At 31.8% G+C, this 22,698-nt stretch carries 19 protein-coding genes and 1 other RNA gene; 11 read left to right on the forward strand and 9 right to left on the reverse strand.

The features are described from left to right. Positions 1 to 2: 2 nt before the first annotated feature. A complete protein-coding gene (locus tag M4I21_RS02845) occupies positions 3 to 602 on the reverse strand; it encodes a fasciclin domain-containing protein (RefSeq protein ID WP_249557515.1) in 600 nt (199 codons plus the stop codon). Positions 603 to 679: 77 nt separating this feature from the next. Then, positions 680 to 2,302, reverse strand: coding sequence for an ABC-F family ATP-binding cassette domain-containing protein (locus tag M4I21_RS02850; protein ID WP_249557516.1), 1,623 nt, complete (start codon positions 2,300 to 2,302; stop codon positions 680 to 682). 170 nt (positions 2,303 to 2,472) lie between these two features. Here M4I21_RS02850 and M4I21_RS02855 point away from each other — a divergent pair, with 170 nt between their 5' ends. Beyond that, complete coding sequence (locus tag M4I21_RS02855; protein ID WP_249557517.1) at positions 2,473 to 3,873, forward strand: transaldolase; 1,401 nt, start codon at positions 2,473 to 2,475, stop codon at positions 3,871 to 3,873. 74 nt (positions 3,874 to 3,947) lie between these two features. Here the strand turns inward: M4I21_RS02855 and fsa are convergent, their stop codons facing one another. The 3 genes from fsa to ffs form a co-directional block, all read right to left on the reverse strand. After that, positions 3,948 to 4,601, reverse strand: coding sequence for a fructose-6-phosphate aldolase (gene fsa, locus M4I21_RS02860; protein WP_249557518.1), 654 nt, complete (start codon positions 4,599 to 4,601; stop codon positions 3,948 to 3,950). Between the two features lie 73 nt (positions 4,602 to 4,674). Beyond that, the gene (locus tag M4I21_RS02865) at positions 4,675 to 5,484 is read right to left on the reverse strand and encodes an SDR family oxidoreductase (protein ID WP_249557519.1); all 810 of its coding nucleotides are present in this window, start codon (positions 5,482 to 5,484) and stop codon (positions 4,675 to 4,677) included. 83 nt (positions 5,485 to 5,567) lie between these two features. Then, positions 5,568 to 5,665, reverse strand: an RNA gene (gene ffs, locus M4I21_RS02870) — signal recognition particle sRNA small type. 88 nt (positions 5,666 to 5,753) lie between these two features. On the opposite strand from ffs, the gene M4I21_RS02875 reads away from it, so the two are divergent. The 8 genes from M4I21_RS02875 to M4I21_RS02910 all read left to right on the forward strand — a co-directional run bounded on the left by M4I21_RS02875 (position 5,754) and on the right by M4I21_RS02910 (position 13,728). Continuing rightward, the gene (locus tag M4I21_RS02875; RefSeq protein ID WP_249557520.1) at positions 5,754 to 6,803 is read left to right on the forward strand and encodes a glutaminyl-peptide cyclotransferase; all 1,050 of its coding nucleotides are present in this window, start codon (positions 5,754 to 5,756) and stop codon (positions 6,801 to 6,803) included. A 4-nt stretch (positions 6,804 to 6,807) separates the two neighbouring features. After that, complete coding sequence (locus tag M4I21_RS02880) at positions 6,808 to 7,200, forward strand: acyl-CoA thioesterase (protein ID WP_249557521.1); 393 nt, start codon at positions 6,808 to 6,810, stop codon at positions 7,198 to 7,200. 13 nt (positions 7,201 to 7,213) lie between these two features. After that, positions 7,214 to 8,728, forward strand: a complete 1,515-nt coding sequence (locus M4I21_RS02885; RefSeq protein WP_249557522.1) for a choice-of-anchor Q domain-containing protein — start codon at positions 7,214 to 7,216, stop codon at positions 8,726 to 8,728. 148 nt (positions 8,729 to 8,876) lie between these two features. Next, a complete protein-coding gene (locus M4I21_RS02890; RefSeq protein ID WP_249557523.1) occupies positions 8,877 to 9,608 on the forward strand; it encodes a LytR/AlgR family response regulator transcription factor in 732 nt (243 codons plus the stop codon). A gap of 134 nt (positions 9,609 to 9,742) precedes the next feature. Next, positions 9,743 to 10,159 carry a hypothetical protein gene (locus tag M4I21_RS02895; protein WP_249557524.1) on the forward strand — a complete coding sequence of 139 codons (417 nt, stop codon included), beginning with the start codon at positions 9,743 to 9,745 and terminating at the stop codon, positions 10,157 to 10,159. A 104-nt stretch (positions 10,160 to 10,263) separates the two neighbouring features. Continuing rightward, positions 10,264 to 12,243 (forward strand): tetratricopeptide repeat-containing sensor histidine kinase, encoded by a 1,980-nt coding sequence (locus tag M4I21_RS02900; RefSeq protein ID WP_249557525.1) that lies wholly within the window; start codon positions 10,264 to 10,266, stop codon positions 12,241 to 12,243. Positions 12,244 to 12,266: 23 nt separating this feature from the next. Beyond that, positions 12,267 to 12,932, forward strand: a complete 666-nt coding sequence (locus M4I21_RS02905) for a response regulator (RefSeq protein WP_249557526.1) — start codon at positions 12,267 to 12,269, stop codon at positions 12,930 to 12,932. A 151-nt stretch (positions 12,933 to 13,083) separates the two neighbouring features. After that, complete coding sequence (locus tag M4I21_RS02910; protein WP_249557527.1) at positions 13,084 to 13,728, forward strand: hypothetical protein; 645 nt, start codon at positions 13,084 to 13,086, stop codon at positions 13,726 to 13,728. Positions 13,729 to 13,783: 55 nt separating this feature from the next. On the opposite strand, the gene glyA is transcribed toward M4I21_RS02910, so the two are convergent. Beyond that, positions 13,784 to 15,055 carry a serine hydroxymethyltransferase gene (gene glyA, locus M4I21_RS02915; RefSeq protein ID WP_249557528.1) on the reverse strand — a complete coding sequence of 424 codons (1,272 nt, stop codon included), beginning with the start codon at positions 15,053 to 15,055 and terminating at the stop codon, positions 13,784 to 13,786. A 112-nt stretch (positions 15,056 to 15,167) separates the two neighbouring features. Between glyA and fahA the strand changes: the two genes are divergently transcribed. Beyond that, entirely contained in the window at positions 15,168 to 16,451 is a 1,284-nt protein-coding gene (fahA, locus tag M4I21_RS02920; RefSeq protein WP_249557529.1) for a fumarylacetoacetase, read from the forward strand. 276 nt (positions 16,452 to 16,727) lie between these two features. Then, positions 16,728 to 17,912, forward strand: coding sequence for a hypothetical protein (locus M4I21_RS02925; protein ID WP_249557530.1), 1,185 nt, complete (start codon positions 16,728 to 16,730; stop codon positions 17,910 to 17,912). Positions 17,913 to 17,995: 83 nt separating this feature from the next. On the opposite strand, the gene capB is transcribed toward M4I21_RS02925, so the two are convergent. The 3 genes from capB to M4I21_RS02940 form a co-directional block, all read right to left on the reverse strand. Continuing rightward, positions 17,996 to 19,255, reverse strand: coding sequence for a cysteate-C-fatty acyltransferase (gene capB, locus M4I21_RS02930; RefSeq protein WP_249557531.1), 1,260 nt, complete (start codon positions 19,253 to 19,255; stop codon positions 17,996 to 17,998). 124 nt (positions 19,256 to 19,379) lie between these two features. Next, on the reverse strand, positions 19,380 to 20,420 hold the full coding sequence (gene capA / locus M4I21_RS02935) for a cysteate synthase (protein ID WP_249557532.1): 1,041 nt from the start codon (positions 20,418 to 20,420) through the stop codon (positions 19,380 to 19,382). 74 nt (positions 20,421 to 20,494) lie between these two features. Further along, on the reverse strand, positions 20,495 to 22,555 hold the full coding sequence (locus M4I21_RS02940) for a S9 family peptidase (RefSeq protein ID WP_249557533.1): 2,061 nt from the start codon (positions 22,553 to 22,555) through the stop codon (positions 20,495 to 20,497). Positions 22,556 to 22,698: the final 143 nt, after the last annotated feature.

A 22,698-nucleotide genomic window follows, 5' to 3' on the forward strand; every position in this document is an offset into this window, starting at 1 on the left:
CGTTAAATCTGTTTCGGTAAAATTACGCTGTCTATAAGATGCATTACACCATTACACTGTTCTGCATCTGCAGCTGTAATTTTAGCAGAATGCCCTAGAGCATCTGTAAGTATAATATCTGTACCTTTCATCGTTGCTACAATCTCATTACCTTGTACTGTAGTATAAGTAGCAACTCCATTACCTTGGCACATTGCTTTTAATATTTTGGATGCTGATATTTTTCCGGCTATTATATGGTACGTAAGTAAAGAAGTTAAATCCTTTTTGTTTTCGCTTTTAAGAAGCTCCGCAATTTTTTCTGATGATATTTTACTAAACGCCTTATCTGAAGGTGCAAACACGGTAAAAGGCCCATCATTACGCAACAAATCTTCTAGATCTGATCCTTGCATAGCAGCCAATAATGTTTGGTGCGTCAGGGATTGTTTTGTGTTTTCTACAATAGAAAAATTGGGATTCATCCCTTGATTCTTAGTAGTTTGAGTGGTGTTTTGTGCTGATAAATAGCCTACCGATAGTATAGCTAATAGAAGATGAATTTGGGGGAATTTCATAATTGCTTTAGAGTAATAATCATAATAATTGTCGGTGAACTGCATAAGTTCACCGACAATATACAACTTTTACTGTACGTACAACTATAAAATTGGTATTTTATCGATAAAATAACCTTAAGTTAAGATTCGTATAATTTTTGTCTTTGTTCTTTTATCGACTTGTCAGACATATATTCATCAAAAGTAATGTACCTATCTATAGATCCGTTTGGTGTTAACTCTATTACTCTATCTGCTACTGTATTTGCAAATTCATGATCATGCGTTGTAAACAACACTGTTCCTTTAAAGTTCTTTAACGAGTTGTTAAATGCTGTAATACTCTCTAAATCTAAATGATTTGTAGGCTCATCTAACATAAGGACATTAGCCCTTATCATCATCATTCTACTAAGCATACATCTAACTTTTTCTCCTCCAGAAAGTACAGTACATTTTTTTAATCCTTCTTCACCACTAAAAAGCATTTTACCTAGAAAGCCCCTAATATGCACTTCTTCTCTTTCTTCTTCTGTTGTAGCCCATTGACGCAACCAATCTACCAAGTTAATTGGCTTATTAAAAAAGTCTGAGTTATCTGCTGGCAAATAAGACTGTGATGTTGTAACACCCCATTTAAATTCTCCTGAAGTAGCCTTTTTATTATCGTTTATAATTTCATAAAAAGCACTAGTTGCTCTAGAATCTTTAGAAATTACAGCAACCTTATCTCCTTTTGCTAAGTTTAAGCTAAGATCTTTAAAAAGTAAATCTCCATCATCAGATGTTGCAGAAAGATTTTCTACATTTAATATCTGATCTCCTGCCTCTCTATCTCTTTCAAAAATAATAGCTGGGTATCTTCTACTAGACGGTTTAATATCATCTATCTTTAATTTAGAAAGCATTTTTTTTCTAGACGTTGCCTGTTTACTTTTTGCAACGTTAGCACTAAAACGCATAATAAATTCTTGTAATTCCTTTGCTTTGTCTTCTGCCTTTTTATTTTGTTGTGCTCTTTGTCTTGCGGCAAGCTGACTACTCTCGTACCAGAATGTATAGTTACCAGAGTATATATTAAGTTTACCAAAATCTATATCACCAATAGAAGTACAAACTGCATCTAAAAAGTGTCTATCGTGAGATACTACTATTACGGTATTATCATAACCAGCTAAGAAACGCTCTAACCAGTTTATTGTTTCGTAATCCAAATCGTTGGTAGGCTCATCCATAATTAACACATCAGGACTACCAAAAAGTGCTTGTGCAAGTAAAACCCTTACCTTTAATTTAGAATCTAAATCGCCCATTAAAGTAAAATGAAACTCGTCTGAAATACCTAAGTTAGACAACATTGTTGCTGCTGCACTGTCAGTGTTCCAACCATCCATTTCTTCAAACAAAACTTGTAACTCACCTATTCTATCTGCATTTGCATCATCATAATCCGCATAAAGAGCATCAATCTCTTTCTTAATTGTATATAAGGGCTTGTTACCCATTACCACTGTTTCCAGAACAGTAGATTCATCATAAGCGTTGTGGTTCTGCTCTAGAATAGACATTCTTTTTCCTGGCTCTAAATGAACGTGACCAGAGGTTGCGTCTATTTGTCCAGATAATATTTTTAAAAAGGTAGATTTACCAGCACCGTTGGCACCAATTATACCATAACAATTTCCTTGAGTAAAACTTACGTTAACATCATCAAAAAGAATTCTTTTACCAAATTGAACAGATAAATTAGATACTGATAGCATATTTTAATTTTAAAATTTGTGCAAAAATAGTGAATTTTAAAACCTTAAACCAATACATTTCAACCAATAAAATAGCTATTTCATCTTTCTAATAATTATTTTAACGACACATTAACAAGAGTACACCCTTAGGTTTATTAAATTTGTGTGTAACGTTAGCTATATACTATATGAATAAATTTTTACTCTTTCTTTCCATTACTTGTTTATTTAGTTGCGGTAAGAATCAAAAAAACTCCCCATACATATACTTTGCTGGTGAAATTGTAAACCCAAAAAACGATAGTGTTATTCTTTATAAGGATGATCACAAGGTTTGTTCTGCCAAATTAGATAAGAATAATAGGTTTGCTTTTGAGTTAGATTCTTCTGCCCAGGAAGGCCTCTATCATTTTGGACACGAAGAAGTACAATATATTTATCTTGAAAAAGGTGACAGTCTTTTGATAAGAGTTAATACGGTTGACTTTGATGAATCTTTAGTTTTTGATGGAAAAGGACAAGAGATAAACAATTTTTTACTTGAAATGTTTTTAATTCATGAAGATGAAGAGTTAAACATTGTGGACAAAATGTATTTTTTAAATCCTGATGAGTTTAGCAAAAAGGTTGATTCTTTACACGATAAAAAAATAGATTTACTAAACACCCTTAAAACAGAAGCGTCTTTAGCCGATAACGCTGTTCGTATAGCAAAAACAGGTATTGACTACACTACGTACTTGTACAAAGAAAAATACCCTTTTAAACACAGAAGAGCTGTAAAAGAAAAAGCTTTAATGCAACCTCCTGAAGGTTTTTACGAATACAGAAAAGACTTAACATACAACAACCCTAATTACACCTACATAACACCGTATTACAATTTTATGAAGCAACACTTTGGTGGTATGTCTTATATAAATTGCAAAGAAGGTTGTGAGGTTAACGGAAGTTTTTACATAAATCAATTACATTTTAACGAACACCAACTTACCTTAATAGATAGTATGGTTGGTGAAAAAAATCTAAAAGATAATTTAATTAGAAATGTAGCATTAAACTACCTATTGCGTTCTGATGACACTTATGAGAATAATACTATTTTCATGAAAGACTTACACAAAGTAGCTAGCAACAATAAACATATTGGCGAAATAGATTCTTTATACAAGAGTATTAAAAACTTGCAACCCAATTTAGTGTTGCCTAAAATTTACATACATAACGTAAATGGCGAAAAAAAATCACTAGAAGATATTAGCAAGGGACACAAGAATGTTGTCTTCTATTTTTGGATGGGTGAAAATAACGTACACTTTAGGCACATTACTAATCGTGTAAATCAGTTAAAAGAAAATCCAAACAATAAATATACCTATATTGGAATTAGCTTACGTACAGATGAAAAAAGCTGGATAGATATTGTAAAGTCTAACAACCTAGATCAAAAAACCCAATACAGAGCAGAAGATCTTAAAAAGCTAAATAATGTATTGATTATTAACGGGAAACTAAACAGATCCATAATTACCGACAACGGTAAAATTGTAGATGGTTTTGCTAATATATATGGCAATTACAATAAATAATAAAACGTATCTATAAACACAAAAAATCCCCTAGAATAAATTCTAGGGGATTTTTTTATATTGTATAAAGAAACTTAGTTTCCTTTTTTATAATCTTCTAAAAACTTAGCCAAACCACTATCTGTTAAAGGGTGCTTTAATAACCCTTCAATAGAAGACAAAGGTCCTGTCATTACATCTGCACCAATTTTAGCACAGTTTATAACATGCATTGTATGTCTTACTGATGCAGCTAAAATTTCTGTAGCAAAACCATAGTTATCATAGATGTGTCTAATTTCTGCAATAAGGTTTAAACCGTCTGTAGAAATATCATCTAATCTACCAATAAAAGGAGACACATAAGTAGCACCTGCTTTAGCAGCTAATAAAGCCTGACCTGCAGAAAAAACCAAAGTTACATTAGTTCTTATTCCTTTGTCAGAAAAATACTTACATGCTTTAATACCATCTTTTATCATTGGTAATTTAACAACAATTTGCGCATGTAATTCTGCTAATTCTTCACCTTCCTTTATCATTGCATCGTACTCCGTAGCAATAACTTCTGCCGAAACATCACCATCTACGATGTTGCAAATATCTACATAATGTTTTAAAATATTATCTCTACCTGTAATGCCCTCTTTGGCCATTAAAGAAGGGTTAGTTGTTACACCATCCAAAACACCTAATTCTTGTGCTTCTTTGATTTGTGCCAAATTTGCTGTGTCAATAAAAAATTTCATCTTGTGTTATTTTAAAAATTATGTTTTAAATAAATATAGCTGTTAATAAGCCTATTTTACAATTTGTACAAAACTACAACTTGTAATGGTTCAATAATAATTTTTCATATGTTTTATCTGGTAAAACTTTCTTTAAAAACAATGAAAATTTTTGCATAAAAGCTCCTACTCTATAATGTACTTTTGGCTTTTTAGTATTCATTATTTTAAACACTACTTTTGCAACCTGTATTGGATCTTCACCAGAATCTACATGCTCATTCATTACCTGTAACGTATTGCCGTAAGGTTTTTTATATGCAGAATCTTCTAAAAGAGGTGCGTGGTATCTACCAGAAGCTATATTAGTAGCAAAATCTCCGGGCGCAACAGTTGTAATATGCACACCAAAATCTTTTACCTCCATACGCATTGCTTCTACCACAAGCTCTAAAGCTCCTTTACTAGCAGAATAAATACCTCTGTACGGCAATCCCATATAACCAGCAATAGATGTAATATTAATTATAAGTCCGCTTTTTTGCTTTCTCATTTGCGGCAAAACAGCTTTCATTAAATTTATAGGACCATTTAAGTTAATATTAAATGCATTTACAATTTCCTCGTTTGGAGTTTCCTCTATTGGGCCCGTAATACCAACACCTGCATTATTTACCAAAACATCTATACAACCTTCTTTTGCTACAACATAAGATACAGCTTGCGCTATAGTTTCTGTTTTTCTAACATCTAGTTCAACTAAATCAAAATCGTTAAAATTTGGATATTTTGCTTTATTACGTGTAGTGCCGTAAACCTTATAGCCTTGTGTAGTTAAATATATACCTATTGATTTTCCTATACCTGAAGAACCGCCTGTTATTAAGACTACTTTTTTACTCATATTATTGTAGATAATTATGAGTGCAAATTAACAAATAAATAAAGGATGGTGGAAATTATGCTTTGCTAAATTTAGCGCATAAAAAATGGCAAGCTACCTACATCGCACCGCTCAACCGTGTACCCTTGCTGCGTTCCCACCCTGGGGGATTAAACAGGAGCTGGTCGTGTAGGACTTGCCGCTGCAAATATACAATCTTTTAAATTTGACGCAATCATTTTTCTATCTAATTTTTATTAAATACCTTGCTTAGGAATAACACTACTATCATGAAAACACTTAAGTTTTTAACTTACAGCGCACTAACTATTTTACTAGCTTCTTGTGGAGGAGCAAATACTCCTGCTTCAAGCCTATTTGAAATACAGATTTCAGGGAAAAATGCCAAATTTCACCAAAATGAAACGGTAGATATCAACCTAAAAAACAAAAAAAACAAGACTATTAGCAGTATTACCTATTCTATAGATGGTGAAAAAGTTGATATAAAAGAAAATAAATTAACTTTAGATATGCCTAAAGTAGGTAGTAAAACTATTACCGCAGAAATTAAATATGATGATACGGTAGCAGAGATTTCTAAAAAAATCATTGTTTTTGCTTCCAAGTCTCCTAATATATATACGTACGAAGTAATTAATGAATACCCACATAACCCAAATTACTTTACCCAAGGCTTAGAGTTCTATAAAGACACGTTGTATGAAGGAACAGGAAAAAGAGGCAAATCTGTTTTAGTTAAACTAGACTACAAAACCGGTACTATTTACAAAGAGCACAAATTAAAAAACACCCAGTTTGGAGAGGGTATTACTATTTTAAATAATAAAATATACCAACTTACTTGGCAAAGTAATATTGGCTTTGTTTACGATGTAGATACCTTTAAAGAAATTGACCAGTTTACCTACGGAAAAAGTAAAGAAGGTTGGGGATTCTGTAATGACGGAGAAAAATTATACAAGAGTGATGGGTCCGAAAAAATATGGACATTAAATCCAGAAACATTAATAGAAGAAAGCGCTATAGAAATATACACAAATAGTAAAAAACTAGTTAAAATCAACGAACTAGAATACGCAGATGGTAAAATCTATGCAAATACTTGGCAATCTGGCCAAGACGTTGCCGTAATTATAGATCCAAAAAGTGGCGTAGTAGAAGGTATTATTAACTTTAACGGACTTAAAGATAAAGTTACCAAAACAGACGATGTAGATGTATTAAACGGTATTGCATACAACCCTACTACTAAAACATTCTTTGTAACTGGTAAAAACTGGGATAAAATGTTTGAAGTTAACATTATAAAAAAGTAAGACATTGAAAGTTTACCACAAAACTATTACGGTAACCGCAGATGACATAGATGACTTAAACCATGTAAACAATGTTAGATACCTACAATGGGTACAAGATATATCTAAAGAACATTGGCAAGCATCTGCTAGTATAGAAATACAAGAGAACCACATGTGGGTTGTTAGTACCCATTTTTTAGAATATAAAGCTGCTGCTATACTAGACGATATTATTAAAGTTAAAACATTTATTAAAAAGTCTGAAGGAGCAATTTCAGTTCGTATTGTAGAAATGCGCAACTCTTTAACCAATAAGATTATTTTAAAAGCTAAAACAGAATGGTGTTTATTAAACTCAAAAAGTTTTAGACCTATAAGAGTTTCTGAAGAAATTAAAAATATTTTTATAGACTAATCCATATTTAAAAATGAAAGCGCATTCCTTATTATATATAGCAATTATATTCTTTGTTATTTTAGGGAATTCTTGTCGTAAGGATTTTAATTTTGAAAATAGTACTGGTAATCTATCTTTCTCCAAAGACACCGTTTACCTAGATACAGTTTTCTCTACTATAAATAGCAGCACGTATGGTTTTAAGGTTTACAATAAAAGCAACACAGATGTACAAATACCTAAAATAGAACTAGCAAAAGGAGTTCATAGCTATTACAAATTAAATGTAGACGGGCAAGCTGGCGATAGCTTTACAAATACACCACTTTACGCAAAAGATAGTCTTTATATCTTTGTAGAGATACATGCTTTGAATGTAGAATCTTCAAATTTTTTATATACTGATGCCGTTTTATTTGATAGCGGTAACAACACACAAAAAGTAGAACTTGTAAGCTTGGTTAAAGATGCCATTTTTTTGTTTCCCACTAAGTTTGAAGATGGCACTACAGAGACAATTATTTTAACATTAGACGAGAATAATGAAGAGCTAACTAAAGAGGGCTTTGCTCTAACAGATCAAAATTTAAATTTTACAGCAAATAAACCATACGTAATTTACGGCTACGCTACAATACCAGAAAACGAGACTTTAACAATAGAAGCTGGTGCCAGAATCTATTTTCATAAAAATTCTGGCATCCTAATAAAAGACCAGGCAAGCATACAGGTTAACGGAAAACTAAGTACAAACCAGGACCTATTAGAAAATGAAGTTATTTTTGAAGCAGATAGATTAGAGCCTTCTTATAAAAATGTAGCCGGACAATGGGGAGGTCTTTGGTTTACAAAAGGGAGCATAAATAACAGCATAAACTACGCTACTATAAAAAATGCAAGTATTGGTATTTATATCAACGGAAAAACAGAAAACAAAACCACTACCCTAACCCTTAGTAACACACAAATATACAATAGCCTACAAACTAATGTCTATGCGCTTAATTCTAATATTGACGTTTATAATTGTATAATTGCGAATGCTGGATTTGCATCATTACAACTAAAACAAACGGGTACATATAATTTTAATCACACTACAATTGCCAACTATTGGACCAAAACGTATCGTACAGGTACAGCCTTACAAATAAATAACACCTCTACTACTAGCGTAGCAAATACATTAGAGGCTAACTTTACAAATAGTATCATAGATGGCAACGCAACCAATGAACTCCTATTATTAGAATCCTCATCTAACGTACTAAACTTTAAGTTTACAAATTGTATTATTAAATTTGATACTGAAATAACAAGTAATCTTTATAACTTTAAAGATATAACACATTACATACTTCCTTATATTTCTGCAGAAACAGCTTTTATAAATCCCCTAAAGCATAATTTTGAAATCAAAAATAATTCGGCTGCAATAGATAATGCAGATAAAAATAGTGCGCTAAAAATACCATTAGATATTAATGGAAATTCTAGAACCTCTTCTCCAGATATTGGCGCGTATGAATTTGCTCCTAACAACTAATTAATCTAATTTCTTTTAAAAAAGTAAGATTATACCTCTAAAACGGGTTAAAATCAATATTTTAACACTTAAAACCACATAAAATTAGAGGTTTACCTATAATCAATTTCAGCGATCTATACTTAATTTTATACTTAGAACGTTAGGAATGAATTATTCATACATTATTATAGGCAACTCTGCTTCCTCTAATTTGCAACTACAGCATTTTTTAGAAGAATACAACGACTTTTCTTGTGTAGATATTTCAGAGAATTCTAACGTTGCATTAAACAGTATTTTAAAATACAGTCCAGACATCATTTTTGTTGATTTACAAAAAAACACAAGAGAGTACTTTCAAATGGTCTCTGACTTACATCAATATATTGATCAAATTCCATTAATTATAGGCGTTAGCACAACTAAAGACTATGCCTATGAAGCTATTAAAAATGGTTTTTTTGATTATTGGTTACTACCTTACAATGAGTTTGAAATTAGAAAATCTGTTTTTAAAATAAGAAAACAAACTCCTAAAAAAGAAACAGCACCTACGCTATGCTTACAATCTTATAAAGATTACCAATATATAGATACTTCAGAAATTCTATATCTAAAAGCAGATAATAATGCTACAGATTTATTTTTAAATAATGGAAAGAAAATTAGTGCTTTTAAAACACTAAAAACATTTGAACATAAATTACCAGAAAATTTTATAAGAATACACCAAAGCTACATTTTAAATACCGAGTATGTATCTAGAATTAACTACGGAAAAAGCATATGCAATATAAAAAGGTCAGATCTTCAGCTTCCTTTTTCAAAAACCTATAAAGAAAATATAGATAAATTAAAAAGCAAAATGGGGAAAAATGCAATTTCCACACAGAATTAACTAAATCCTAACAGAAACAGCAAAATAACTATCAGAAGTAAACCACATACTAAAAGAAATAAATTCTTACTTTTTTCATAAGTGAATAATTATACTTTAGCAAAGCAATAAAAAAATAACCAAAAAAAATGATTATGAAAAATTTAATTAACCTGCTTGCGATGTTTATTTTTAGTCTATTATTATTCTCTTGTGATGTAGACACTAATTCTAATGATGCTTTATACGAAAATGTAAACGCTACTGATGATGACGAAGTTGAAGCTCCTAAAGGTAGTGGTGGAGAAGTTGCTACGGATGACGATGAAGTTGAAGCTCCTAAAGGTAGTGGCGGAGAAGTTGCTACGGATGACGATGAAGTTGAAGCTCCTAAAGGCAGTGGCGGAGAAGTTGCTACGGACGACGATGAAGTTGAAGCCCCTAAAGGTAGTGGCGGAGAAGTTGCTACGGATGACGATGAAGTTGAAGCTCCTAAAGGTAGTGGTGGAGAAGTTGCTACGGACGACGATGAAGTTGAAGCCCCTAAAGGTAGTGGTGGTGCTGTAAACTAATCCCCAGATTAGAACATATAGATAATAAAAAAAATATTTATAAGCCTTAAATTTAACATTTAAGGCTTTTTTTATACCTTGGTGTTTCCTTAAACCAAATCTACGTGCAAAAATTTTATACGCTGTTCCTATTAATTACCTTAATCTCATCGTGCACCAACGAAAAGGAAAAAAATAGTTCTACAGAGAAAACAAAATACGAACAAAAAACTAAAGACACCACTAACCTATTACAAAACAAAAAAGATTCAATTTACAGAAAACAATTACAGTCATTAGCGTATACCTATTTATCTCAAAAAGATTCTGTAAACTTTAGAGAAACGAACAAAAAAGTAATTGATTTATCTCACAGTCAAAATGATTCTACCCTACTAGCTTTTGCTTACTGGGATTTGGCCTATTTTTTTCAAACTAAAGCAAAAGTAGACAGTAGTTATTTTTATTATTTAAAAGCTCAAAACATTTTAAGATTACAGAAGAATATCTTGAAAGAAGGAGATATTCTAAGATCCCTTGCAGTACTTCAATCTAATGTAAAAGACTATAGAGGCAGTGAAATATCCACTATCAAAGCTATTGAATTATATAAAAAATTAGATGGTGTAGACAAAAATTTATACCACACTTACAACAACCTAGGATCCGTAACAAATGCATTAAAAGAACATGACAGAGCCTTAGGTTACTATGACAAGGCACTAGAGTATTACAAAAAATACAAACCAAACAATACAATAAACACATCTGTAGTTAATAATATTGCGAATGTTTACAGAGATAAAGGAGACTATAAAAGCGCTATTAAAAATTATAAAAAAATATTAGAAGTAGATAGTTTATTTGAAAACAAAACGGCATTTTATTCTAAAGTGTTAGATAATCTGGCATCTACAAAATTAAAATCTGGTGACACTATTAATGTAGAAAGTCAATTACTTTACTCTTTAAAGTTAAGAGATAGTTTAAATGATATTTCTGGTTTAGCCATAAGTCATTTTAATTTAGCTGAGTTTTATGTCTATAAAAAAGACACTGCTAAAGCCTTAGAAAATGCCAAAAAATCTGAAGAGTACGCCATTATAAATAAAAACAATAAAAGACTGCTACAAGCTTATGACATCCTAACTACAATAGACCCAATTAACGCAAGTACATACGCGCACAAATACATTGTACTAAATGATAGTTTAATTGCAGAAGAACGCTTACTACAAGACAAGTTTACAAGAATTAAATACGAAACTGATGAAGTAATAGAAGAGAAAGAAATTCTAGAACAACAAAAACAAGTGCTTATTTATTTTGTTATAGGCGCACTATTATTAGCATTTGCAGTTTTTGTTATTGGTAGTCAATATTTAAAAAACCAGAAATTAAAATTTGAACAAGAACAACAAGAAACCAATTTAGAAACCTTTAATTTAATGCTTGCGCAAAAAGGCAAGTTAGCTCTAGCAAAACAAGAAGAACAATTAAGAATATCTCAAGAACTTCATGATGGGGTACTTGGCAGCTTAACTGGTATTGGTCTAATTTTAAAGGCTACCAACAAAAGAGCAGATGAGGAGGCAATGGCAGAACGTTTAGATCTAATTAAACAACTGCGAGAAACTGCAGAAGAAATAAGGACTATTTCCCATACACTTAGCGCTGCTTCTTCTAAAAAGATGCAAAACTTTACAAACTCTTTAATAGAATTATTACACAATACAAGTAAAGCTTCTAGCATTAAAACCAACTTTAATTTTGACAAGCATATAGACTGGGATCACTTAAACGCTGAAATAAAAATTAACTTGTATCGAATGATACAAGAAGGAGTGCAAAACTGCGTTAAGTATTCTAAGGCAGAAAATATTTTATTAGATTTAAGTATGAAAAATTCAAATTTAACTGTAATTTTATCTGATAATGGCGTAGGTTTTAACCTCCAAAAAAAGAAAAGAGGAATAGGTCTAAAAAACATCTATTCTAGAGCTAACAAAATCAATGCTGATGTAAAAATTAGCAGTGAAATTGATAACGGAACTAGAATTATCATTACTATTCCCTTAGACAGCAAAAATATAGTACACACATAAACAAGATCAAAGTTTAAAATAATATGCGAACCTTAAAAATATTAGCAGTAGATGACCATCAACTTATTTTAAAAGGGTATCAATACACTTTTGCTGACATAAATCCAGCTAAATATAATATCAATCTAACTATAGCCAATAGTTACCAAAAAGCAAAAGAACTTATAGAAAGTACTATTTTTGATGTTGCCTTTTTAGATATTCAGATAGAAAAACCAGACAAAGAAAACATAGACGGAAATAAAACTGGAGAAAATTTAGGAATGTTACTACGAGAAATATCACCTAAAACAAAAATAATATTCCAATCTTCTTTTAGCGATAGTCTAAGAATTAGTAATATTTTTTCTTCTGTAAATCCCGATGGTTATATTGTTAAAACCGAAGTTAATGATGAAGTACTAGAAAAAGCGTTAGATAACGTCTTAAATGATAGCACTTATTATTCTAAATCTGCCATTGATGTTTTCAGAAAAACAATGACAAACAATATTATGATTAACGAAGATGATAAAGAAATTCTTTACCGTTTATCGTTAGGAATAAAAACGAAAGATTTGGTAGACTATGTAAATCTTTCTGTAACCGGAATTGAAACCAGAAAACGAAAGTTGAAATTTATTTTTGATATAGAAAACGAGAACGATTTAGCCCTAATAAACGAGGCAAAAAGAAGAGGTTTTATATAATTAAACAGTCAGAAAAAAGAAGCTTCATTCTAAATTTTAACATTTTACCCCCTTTAAAACATAACAACCTCAGAAAATTTGAGGTTTACGTGTAATCTAAATTCGGAAAATCATCATAGTTTTGTATTAAGTATAACCTACAATTGATACTATGATGACTAATCCATCAAAATACAATGGAATTCGCTATTCTAATACTGTCCCAAAAAGTGTTTTAGAACAATTAGAAATCTTTAAAAATAAACTAGAAAAAGCATATTTTTCTGGTGTACTTATTAGAGTTCTAAAAAACACACAAGACAGATTAGAAATAGGTGTAGAATTTCAATCAAACTTTTGGCTATCAGAAGGCGTTTGTTATTACAACAACTCTAACTGGTTAAAAGATAAATTAGATATAAATTCTTCAAGACTAGAGGAATTCTATAGCAGCTTAGAAAGCTTAAGATATAATACAGAGCAATTTGTAGATATAGCTGAACTTGCTATTTACCTAACAGATACCTCTATAATAGTTAGTAAGGTCTGTGAAAATAGCATTGTAAATAGTTTAGATGCAATACTGGACACTCTAGTAACCAACATTGACAATTTAATGACGGAAAAACTGGAGTTACCTACAGAAATACATCTACCTCTTTTACCAGAAGATAAAATAGACTTAACCAATATAACTGAAAAATCTTACTTCGGATTCTGGGGACTTTATTATGAGTCCGAAGAAGATGCCGTGATATATGATGTTAGTAATAATACCACAAATAAGGGGGACTTATTTATGGTAGATCATATTTAAAAATTATGGAAAACCTTTTTAAGGTTTTCCATAAAAACGGTTACAAGCTTAAAACTTAGTTAAACAATGCTCTACCTTCCATTAGAGCATTTACTTTTTCTCTAATTTCTTCAAGTACTTCTTCATCTTCTGGATTCGTAATTACGGCATCCACAAAATCAACAATAGTTTGCATATGTTCTTCTTTAAGACCACGTGTTGTAATCGCTGCAGTTCCAAAACGAATACCAGAGGTTACAAAAGGAGACTTATCATCAAAAGGAACCATATTCTTATTTGCTGTAATATCTGCTTTTACCAATGCTTTTTCTGCATCTTTACCTGTTATATCTTTATTTCTAAGATCTATAAGCATCATGTGGTTGTCTGTACCTCCAGAAATAATTTTATACTCTTTTTTCATAAATGCTGCTGCCATAGCCGCCGCATTTTTCTTAACCTGAATCATATAATGTAAATATTCATCAGTTAAAGCTTCACCAAAAGCAATTGCCTTAGCAGCTATAATGTGCTCTAAAGGACCACCTTGATTACCAGGGAAAACTGCTAAATCTAATAACGCAGACATTTTACGTAAGTTTCCATTTTTTAGAGTTATTCCAAATGGGTTGTCAAAATCTTTACCCATCATTATCATTCCTCCTCTTGGTCCACGTAATGTTTTATGCGTAGTTGTAGTAACTATATGGCAATGTGGCATAGGATCGTTTAAAATACCTTTAGCTATTAACCCTGCTGGATGAGAAATATCTGCCAATAATAAAGCACCAACACTATCCGCTATAACTCTAAAACGCTCAAAATCTATATCTCTAGAGTAAGCAGAAGCACCAGCAATAATCATTTTTGGTTTTTCTTTTGTCGCTATCTCTTGTATTTTATCATAATTTAAAACACCTGTCTCCTCTTCTACTCCGTAAAAAACTGGACTATATAAACGACCTGAAAAATTTACCGGAGAACCATGAGTTAAATGTCCACCATGTGACAAATCAAAACCAAGAATAGTATCTCCAGGCTTTAAACACGCATGGTATACAGATGCATTGGCTTGCGAACCAGAATGCGGCTGTACGTTAACATATTCCGCTCCAAAAAGTTCTTTAGCTCTATCTATAGCCAATTGCTCTACTTGGTCTACAACCTCGCAACCACCATAATAACGCTTTCCAGGGTACCCCTCTGCATACTTATTGGTAAGCACTGAGCCTGCCGCTTCCATAACTTGTGGACTCGTAAAATTCTCTGAAGCTATTAATTCTATTCCTTCTAATTGACGTTCTTTTTCGTCATTAATTAAATCAAAAATTTGGTTATCGCGTTGCATAGATATTTTATTGCGTTAATAAAGTGTAAAAATACAAATTGAGATTCTTTAATCAGAAGAAAATAATATATTTGAAAAGAAATTTATCATAATTAAAATTAACACGTACAATATGCCTATAAAAACTAATGATCCTTCAAAAAAATCCTGGATTTCTGTTGATTCTAATTCAGATTTTCCTATTCAGAATATTCCTTTCGGTGTATTTTTGACTAGGGACGATATTATTACCATAGGTACTCGTATAGGAAACTATGCAATAGATTTAGGTGCACTGCACCAATTAGGGTATTTTGATGGTATTCCGTTAACAGATGATATTTTTTTACAAGATTCTTTAAATGATTTTATATCAGACGGAAAAAAAACTTGGCGTTTAGTTCGTAATAGAATTAGCGAAGTTTTTGACATAAATAATTCTGCTTTACAAAATAATGAAGAACACAAAAAAATTGTGTTGTTTACTATGGAAGAAGTAGAAATGCAATTGCCAGTATTAATTGGCGATTATACAGATTTTTACTCTAGCAAAGAACACGCGACCAATGTTGGCACTATGTTTAGAGACCCTGCAAACGCTCTTATGCCTAACTGGTTACACATACCAGTAGGGTACCATGGTAGAAGTTCTACAATTATACCTAGTGGAACACCAATACATAGACCAAACGGACAAACATTACCTAAAGGAGCAGAAACACCAGTTTTTGGACCTTCTAGATTAGTAGATTTTGAGCTAGAAACAGCTTTTATAACTACAGATGCTAACGTTCTAGGAGAACCAATACCTATTGATGAAGCCGAAGATTATATTTTTGGTATGGTTGTTTTTAATGACTGGAGCGCTAGGGATATTCAAAAATGGGAATACGTACCTTTAGGTCCGTTTTTAGCTAAAAACTTTGCTTCTTCAATTTCTCCGTGGATAGTAACTTTAGATGCTTTAGAACCATACAGAACAGAAAGTCCTGTTCAAGAACCTAAACCTCTTCCGTATTTACAACAAAAGGGGAATAGATCTTTTGACATTAATTTAGAAGTAGATATTACACCTGAAAACGGAGAACCAACAACTGTATCTAAATCTAATTTTAAATACATGTACTGGACAATGGCGCAACAATTAACGCACCATACAATTAATGGCTGTAAAGTAAACAGCGGAGACATGATGGGTAGCGGAACAATTTCTGGACCTACTCCAGATTCTTACGGTTCTATGTTAGAGCTTTCTTGGCAGGGTACAAAGCCCGTACCTTTAGCTAATGGTGAGACTAGAAAGTTTATTGAAGATAATGATACTGTAACCCTTAGAGGTTTCTGTAGTAAAGATGGTGTTCGTATTGGTTTTGGAGAAGTTTCTACAAAATTATTACCTGCAGTTACTATAAAATAAATTACAACTTATACTATTGATTAGAAAAATTCCTTAACAGGAATTTTTCTTTTTTTTAATCATTTTGAAATTAGATTTAAGTACTCAAAATTAATTCTTTATTGTATATAAATTATACTATAAATCAATACAAAATCACTGATTAAAAAATTTATATCAAAAAATAAGAGTACAAAAATCCCTTTAAAATATACTATTGAGCACCATACAGCGTTTGCTCTTTTGTATGTTGGCACGACTATTGAAAACATACCTACAACAATAAACCAAAACGTTATGAGAAAATTTCTACTATTAACCACAGTATCCATATTTTTAGCATCCTGTGGGGGAGTTAAAAAAACTCAGGAAGCTATAAACACGGGTAATTATCTATCTGTTATACAAACGTCTGTAAAAAATTTAGCAGCTAATAAAACAAAAAAAAGCAATCAGCCCTATATCGCTTTATTAGAAGATGCCTTTAAGAAAAATACAGAAAGAGAATTAAACAAAATTACGTTCTTAAAAAAAGATGGTAATGCTGCTAATTACGAAAATATTTTTAATGCATACAGTAGACTTAAAAACATTCAAGAGCAAATAAAACCATTACTTCCCCTAAGAATTACGGAAGAAAATAGAAATGCTAAGTTTGATATTAAGAACTATGATGATAAAATTTTATCATCTAAAAAACAACTAGCAGAATACCTATATAGCAATGCTAGTAATTTATTGGCAAATGCAGTACAAAAAGATGATTATAGAAGAGCTTATGACGATTTCAACTATTTAAATGAACTAAGTCCTAACTATGCAGACACTAGAGTAAAAATTGAAGAAGCGCACAACAAAGGCATCGATTATGTAAAAGTTAGGCCTGTAAACAGTACAGACAAAATTATTCCTGTACGTCTAGAGGATGATTTACTTAACTTTAATACCTATGGTCTAAACAGCTTATGGACAGTGTACCACACAAGTCCTGTAAACAATATTGTATACGATTATGAAATGCAGGTTGATTTTAGAGATATTAATATATCTCCAGAACAAATAAGAGAAAAAGAGCTTGTGAAAGAAACACAAGTTAAAGATGGTTTTAAGTATGTTTTAGACGAAGATGGCCAAGTTGTAGTAGATGAAGACGGGAATAAAGTAAAAACAGATAAGTTTAAAACTGTTACGTGTAACTTTTATCAATTTACGCAATCTAAGACTGCACAAGTTACAGGTGTTGTTAGTTATGTAGATTTAAAAACACAGCAACAAGTAAACTCATATCCACTATCTAGTGAATTTGCTTTTATACACAACTATGCAAACTACAGAGGAGATAAAAGAGCTTTAAGTAGCGACTTAATATCTATGCTAAGCTTAAGATCTATACAGTTCCCTAGTAACGAACAAATGGTCTATGATGCTGGTGAAGATTTAAAAGCAAACATAAAACAAATAATTACTAGTCAAAAATTCTAAAATTAAGACCAAGTACAACAGAATATAAATAAAAAACCCAAGCTTATAAGCTTGGGTTTTTTAGTATATGTAATAAAAGTTATTTACTCTCCCATTGCAGCTGCAACAGCGGCAGACAATCTTTTGTATGTACCATTTGTTAAACGCTCACGTATTGCATCAAAAGCAATAAGTGTTTCGTTAACATCTTCTAATGTATGAGAAGTTGTAGGAATCATTCTTAATAAAATAAGTCCTTTTGGTATTACAGGGTATACAACTATAGAACAGAAAATACCATAATTTTCTCTTAAGTCTCTAACCAAAGCCATAGCTTCTGGTATGCTACCATTTAAAAACACTGGTGTTACACAACTAGTTGTAGTTCCTATATCAAAACCACGTTCTTTTAAACCACTTTGTAATGCATTAACATTTTCCCATAGCTTATTTTTTAACTCTGGCATAGTTCTTAGCATATCTAAACGCTTAAGAGCACCCACCACAAGTTGCATTTGCAAAGATTTTGCAAACATTTGAGAACGTAAGTTATATTTTAAATAATCTATAATTTCTTTATCAGCAGCTATAAATGCTCCTGTACTTGCTAAAGATTTAGCAAATGTTGCAAAGTATACATCTATATCATCTTGTACTCCTTGCTCTTCACCAGCACCAGCACCAGTTTTACCTAAAGTACCAAAACCGTGAGCATCATCAACCAAAAATCTAAAGTTGAACTTTTTCTTAAGAGCAACTATTTCTTTTAATTTACCTTGCTCACCACGCATACCAAAAACACCTTCAGAGATAACTAAAATACCTCCACCAGTTTGTTCTGCCATTTTAGTAGCACGCTCTAAGTTTTTCTCTAAACTCTCTATATCGTTATGCTTATACGTAAAACGTTTACCCATATGTAGACGAACACCATCTATAATACAAGCATGAGAATCTACATCATAAACAATAATATCATCTTTAGACACCAAAGCATCTATAGTAGATACCATACCTTGATAACCAAAGTTTAAAAGGTAAGCTGACTCTTTATTTACAAAAGAAGCTAATTCATTCTGTAACTTCTCGTGTAAATCTGTATGTCCAGACATCATACGCGCACCCATTGGATACGCAGAACCGTAATCTGCAGCCGCTTGCGCATCTACTTTACGTACTTCTGGATGATTTGCTAAACCTAAATAATCGTTAACACTCCAAGTAATTACTTCCTTCCCTTGAAATTTCATCCTATTAGAAATGGTTCCTTCTAATTTTGGGAAAACAAAATATCCCTCTGCTTGCGATGCCCATTTTCCTAATGGTCCTTTGTTCGCTAGTATTCTATCAAATAAATCTCTCATCTAAGCTATTTTGGCTGTCTGCAAAAGTACAGAATTTCAGCAAGTTTTCATAACAATTTTATGAACAAAAAAAAACAATGAATTAAAATTCATTGTTTTTTTTTGTTTTTACGTAGTTTATTTTTTACTTAACAAATTGAATCTCTGCTTTTTCCTCTGTCTTAACAGCGTTTAAAAAGCCTTGAGCCTCCATCCATTCATCACTATAAATTTTACTCATATATCTAGACCCGTGATCAGGAAATATAATCACTACTCTACTATTAGCATCAAATTCACCTTCTGCATGTAGTTGTTTTACAGCTTGCATAGCAGCTCCACTTGTATACCCTACAAAAAGTCCTTCTGTACCAGACACTTCCCTTGCGGTATGTGCACTTTCTTCATCGGTAACTTTTATAAATTTATCTATAGTATCAAAATCTGTTGCTCCTGGTATAAGGTTTTTACCTAAACCTTCTATGCGGTATGGGTAAATCTCATTTGCATCAAACTCACGCGTTTCATGGTATTTCTTTAATACAGATCCAAAAGCATCTACTCCTATAACTTTTACATTAGGGTTTTGCTCTTTTAAATACTTAGCTGTTCCAGAAATTGTACCTCCTGTACCACTACAAGCAACTAGATGCGTAATATTACCATTTGTCTGCTCCCAAATTTCTGGACCAGTAGAAAGGTAATGAGCTTCTCTATTTAACTCGTTAAAGTACTGATTAATATATATAGAACCTTCTGTTTCTTGGTGCAACCTTTTTGCAACCTCATAATAAGATCTTGGATCATCTGCACTAACGTGAGCAGGACAAACATAGACTTGCGCACCCATAGAGCGCAACATATCTATTTTATCTGGAGATGATTTAGAGCTTACTGCTAAAATACATTTGTACCCCTTAACAATACTAGCCATAGCAATACTAAAACCTGTATTACCAGATGTAGTTTCTATAATTGTACTGTTTTCATTTAAAATCCCTTTACGTTCTGCTTCTTCAATAATATGAATTGCTATTCTATCTTTTGCAGAATGACCTGGATTAAAAGCCTCTACTTTAGCGTAATATTCCCCTTTAAAGGAGCTCGTAATATTATTAATTTTAATTAATGGAGTATTACCTATTAACTCTAAAACATTGTTGTAGGCATTAATTTTATTTTTCATGCGCATTTGGTTATGATATGATAAACTTCTATTGGTTTGCTTATCAAATACGGTACAAATTTAAGTATTTTTTTTTACTTAGAGATTTTTCCTTCTAAATCTATTAAAAAGGCATACTCTTTTGCCACCTCTTTTAAGGCCTCGAACCTACCAGATGCTCCACCGTGGCCTGCATCCATATTAGTATCTAAGAACAATAAATTAGTATCTGTTTTAAGTTCTCTTAATTTAGCTACCCATTTTGCCGGCTCCCAATACTGTACTTGCGAATCATGTAAACCTGTAGTTACTAACATTGTTGGGTAATCTTGTGCCACAACATTATCATAAGGAGAATAAGATTTCATATACTCATAATATTCCTTATCGTTAGGGTTTCCCCACTCGTCGTACTCACCCGTAGTTAGTGGTATAGAATCGTCTAACATTGTAGTAACAACATCTACAAAAGGTACACTTGCAATAATACCATTATATAATTCTGGCGCCATGTTAATTATTGCACCCATTAATAAACCACCAGCAGAACCACCAGAAGCATACAAATGCTCTTTGCTTGTATACTTAGTATCTATTAGGTATTTAGAACAATCTACAAAGTCCGTAAAAGTATTTGTCTTTTTTAAAAGTTTACCATCCTCGTACCATTTTCTTCCTAAATACTCACCTCCACGTATGTGTGTTATTGCATAAATAAAACCTCTATCTAACAGACTTAAACGCACTGTAGAAAAATAAGGATCTATAGTATAGCCATAAGAACCGTATGCATATTGTAAAACAGGACTAGTACCATCTAACTTTGTGTCTTTATGGTACACAATAGACATTGGCACTTTAACACCATCTCTAGCTGTAGCCCAAATTCGCTTAGACTTATAGTTCTCCTTATTAAATACACCTCCTAAAACCTCTTGCTCTTTTTTAATTTCCTTGGATTTGGTATCCATATTAAAATCTATTACAGAGCTTGGCGTAGTTAAAGAGTTGTACCCATATCTTAAGATTGAAGTGTCAAAATCTGGATTAGTCCCAACATATGCAGTGTATGTCTCATTTTCAAACGGTAAATAATAAGCTTCGTTTGTATCCCAACGCACTATTTTTATATTATTTAAACCATTTTCTCTTTCAGATAAAATGTAATAATCTTTAAAAATATCTAAATCTTCAAGTAATACATCTGCTCTGTGCGGTATAAACTCTTCCCATAAATTAGACGTAGTAGCTGTATCACTACACCTCATCAACTTAAAATTAAAGGCTTTATCCTTATTTGTTAGTATAAAAAACTGATTTCCGTAATGTGCTATAGAATACTCTAACCCTCTTTCTCTTGGAGAAAAAATCTTAAATTCTGAATCTGGCTTATCTGTCTCTATAAATCGATACTCAGATGTTAATGTACTAGAAGAACCTATAACAATAAACTTTTTAGATTTAGTCTTGTATATATAGGTATTAAATGTTTCGTCTTCTTCATGATACACCAATTCATCTTCTGTAGTTGGTGTGCCTAATTTATGCTTGTATATTTTATCTGATCTTAGGGTAACCGAATCTTTCTTTGTATAAAACAATGTTTTATTGTCTGCCGCCCAAACGCTACTACCTGTAGTATTCTCTATAACGTCATCATAAATTTGACCTGTTTCAAAGTTTTTTATTCTAATAGTATATTCCCGTCTAGATACAGTATCTACACCATAAGCAGCTAAATTATTATTAGGACTTATTGCAACTCCGCTAAGATTAAAATAGTCATTCCCTTTTGCCAACTCATTACAGTCAAACAAAATTTCTTCCGGAGCTGTTTCTTCACCTTTACGTCTAGAATATATTGGGTATTCTTTTCCTATTTGGTAACGAGTACCATACCAATACCCGTTTAGCTTGTACGGCACAGACGCATCATCTTCTTTTATACGAGCTTTCATTTCACTAAAAAGAGCATCCTGAAAGTCCTTAGTATGCGCCGTTAAAGTATTATAATATGTATTTTCTTCTTCTAAGTATGTAGTTACTTCTTTATCTTCTCTATTGTTTAACCAGTAATAGTTGTCTATTCTAACATCGTTATGCTTAACTAATTCTTTAGGTTCTTTTTTTGCAACAGGAATTTTAATACTAGCCATAGGCTTCTCTTTTTATTTACATGAAGCAACAAAAATAATACTAACTAACATAACAATACATTTTTTGTGACTTTCATTTTTTTTTAAGATTGATTGAGCTACAATTTATTAATTTTGCTAAGAAATAATTAAAACACTATAAA

This window comes from Cellulophaga sp. 20_2_10 (genome assembly GCF_023476645.1).
Taxonomy (GTDB): Bacteria; Bacteroidota; Bacteroidia; order Flavobacteriales; family Flavobacteriaceae; genus Cellulophaga.

What these genes read in the sequence shown, in the direction of transcription:
- M4I21_RS02855 (WP_249557517.1), top strand. Translation starts at nt 2,473, where the DNA reads ATGAATAAATTTTTACTCTTTCTTTCCATTACTTGTTTATTTAGTTGC.
- capA (WP_249557532.1), bottom strand. Translation starts at nt 20,420, where the DNA reads ATGAAAAATAAAATTAATGCCTACAACAATGTTTTAGAGTTAATAGGT.
- M4I21_RS02875 (WP_249557520.1), top strand. Translation starts at nt 5,754, where the DNA reads ATGAAAACACTTAAGTTTTTAACTTACAGCGCACTAACTATTTTACTA.
- M4I21_RS02910 (WP_249557527.1), top strand. Translation starts at nt 13,084, where the DNA reads ATGATGACTAATCCATCAAAATACAATGGAATTCGCTATTCTAATACT.
- M4I21_RS02850 (WP_249557516.1), bottom strand. Translation starts at nt 2,302, where the DNA reads ATGCTATCAGTATCTAATTTATCTGTTCAATTTGGTAAAAGAATTCTT.
- M4I21_RS02890 (WP_249557523.1), top strand. Translation starts at nt 8,877, where the DNA reads ATGAATTATTCATACATTATTATAGGCAACTCTGCTTCCTCTAATTTG.
- M4I21_RS02940 (WP_249557533.1), bottom strand. Translation starts at nt 22,555, where the DNA reads ATGGCTAGTATTAAAATTCCTGTTGCAAAAAAAGAACCTAAAGAATTA.
- M4I21_RS02865 (WP_249557519.1), bottom strand. Translation starts at nt 5,484, where the DNA reads ATGAGTAAAAAAGTAGTCTTAATAACAGGCGGTTCTTCAGGTATAGGA.
- glyA (WP_249557528.1), bottom strand. Translation starts at nt 15,055, where the DNA reads ATGCAACGCGATAACCAAATTTTTGATTTAATTAATGACGAAAAAGAA.
- M4I21_RS02845 (WP_249557515.1), bottom strand. Translation starts at nt 602, where the DNA reads ATGCAGTTCACCGACAATTATTATGATTATTACTCTAAAGCAATTATG.
- fsa (WP_249557518.1), bottom strand. Translation starts at nt 4,601, where the DNA reads ATGAAATTTTTTATTGACACAGCAAATTTGGCACAAATCAAAGAAGCA.
- capB (WP_249557531.1), bottom strand. Translation starts at nt 19,255, where the DNA reads ATGAGAGATTTATTTGATAGAATACTAGCGAACAAAGGACCATTAGGA.
- M4I21_RS02905 (WP_249557526.1), top strand. Translation starts at nt 12,267, where the DNA reads ATGCGAACCTTAAAAATATTAGCAGTAGATGACCATCAACTTATTTTA.
- M4I21_RS02925 (WP_249557530.1), top strand. Translation starts at nt 16,728, where the DNA reads ATGAGAAAATTTCTACTATTAACCACAGTATCCATATTTTTAGCATCC.
- M4I21_RS02885 (WP_249557522.1), top strand. Translation starts at nt 7,214, where the DNA reads ATGAAAGCGCATTCCTTATTATATATAGCAATTATATTCTTTGTTATT.
- fahA (WP_249557529.1), top strand. Translation starts at nt 15,168, where the DNA reads ATGCCTATAAAAACTAATGATCCTTCAAAAAAATCCTGGATTTCTGTT.
- M4I21_RS02895 (WP_249557524.1), top strand. Translation starts at nt 9,743, where the DNA reads ATGAAAAATTTAATTAACCTGCTTGCGATGTTTATTTTTAGTCTATTA.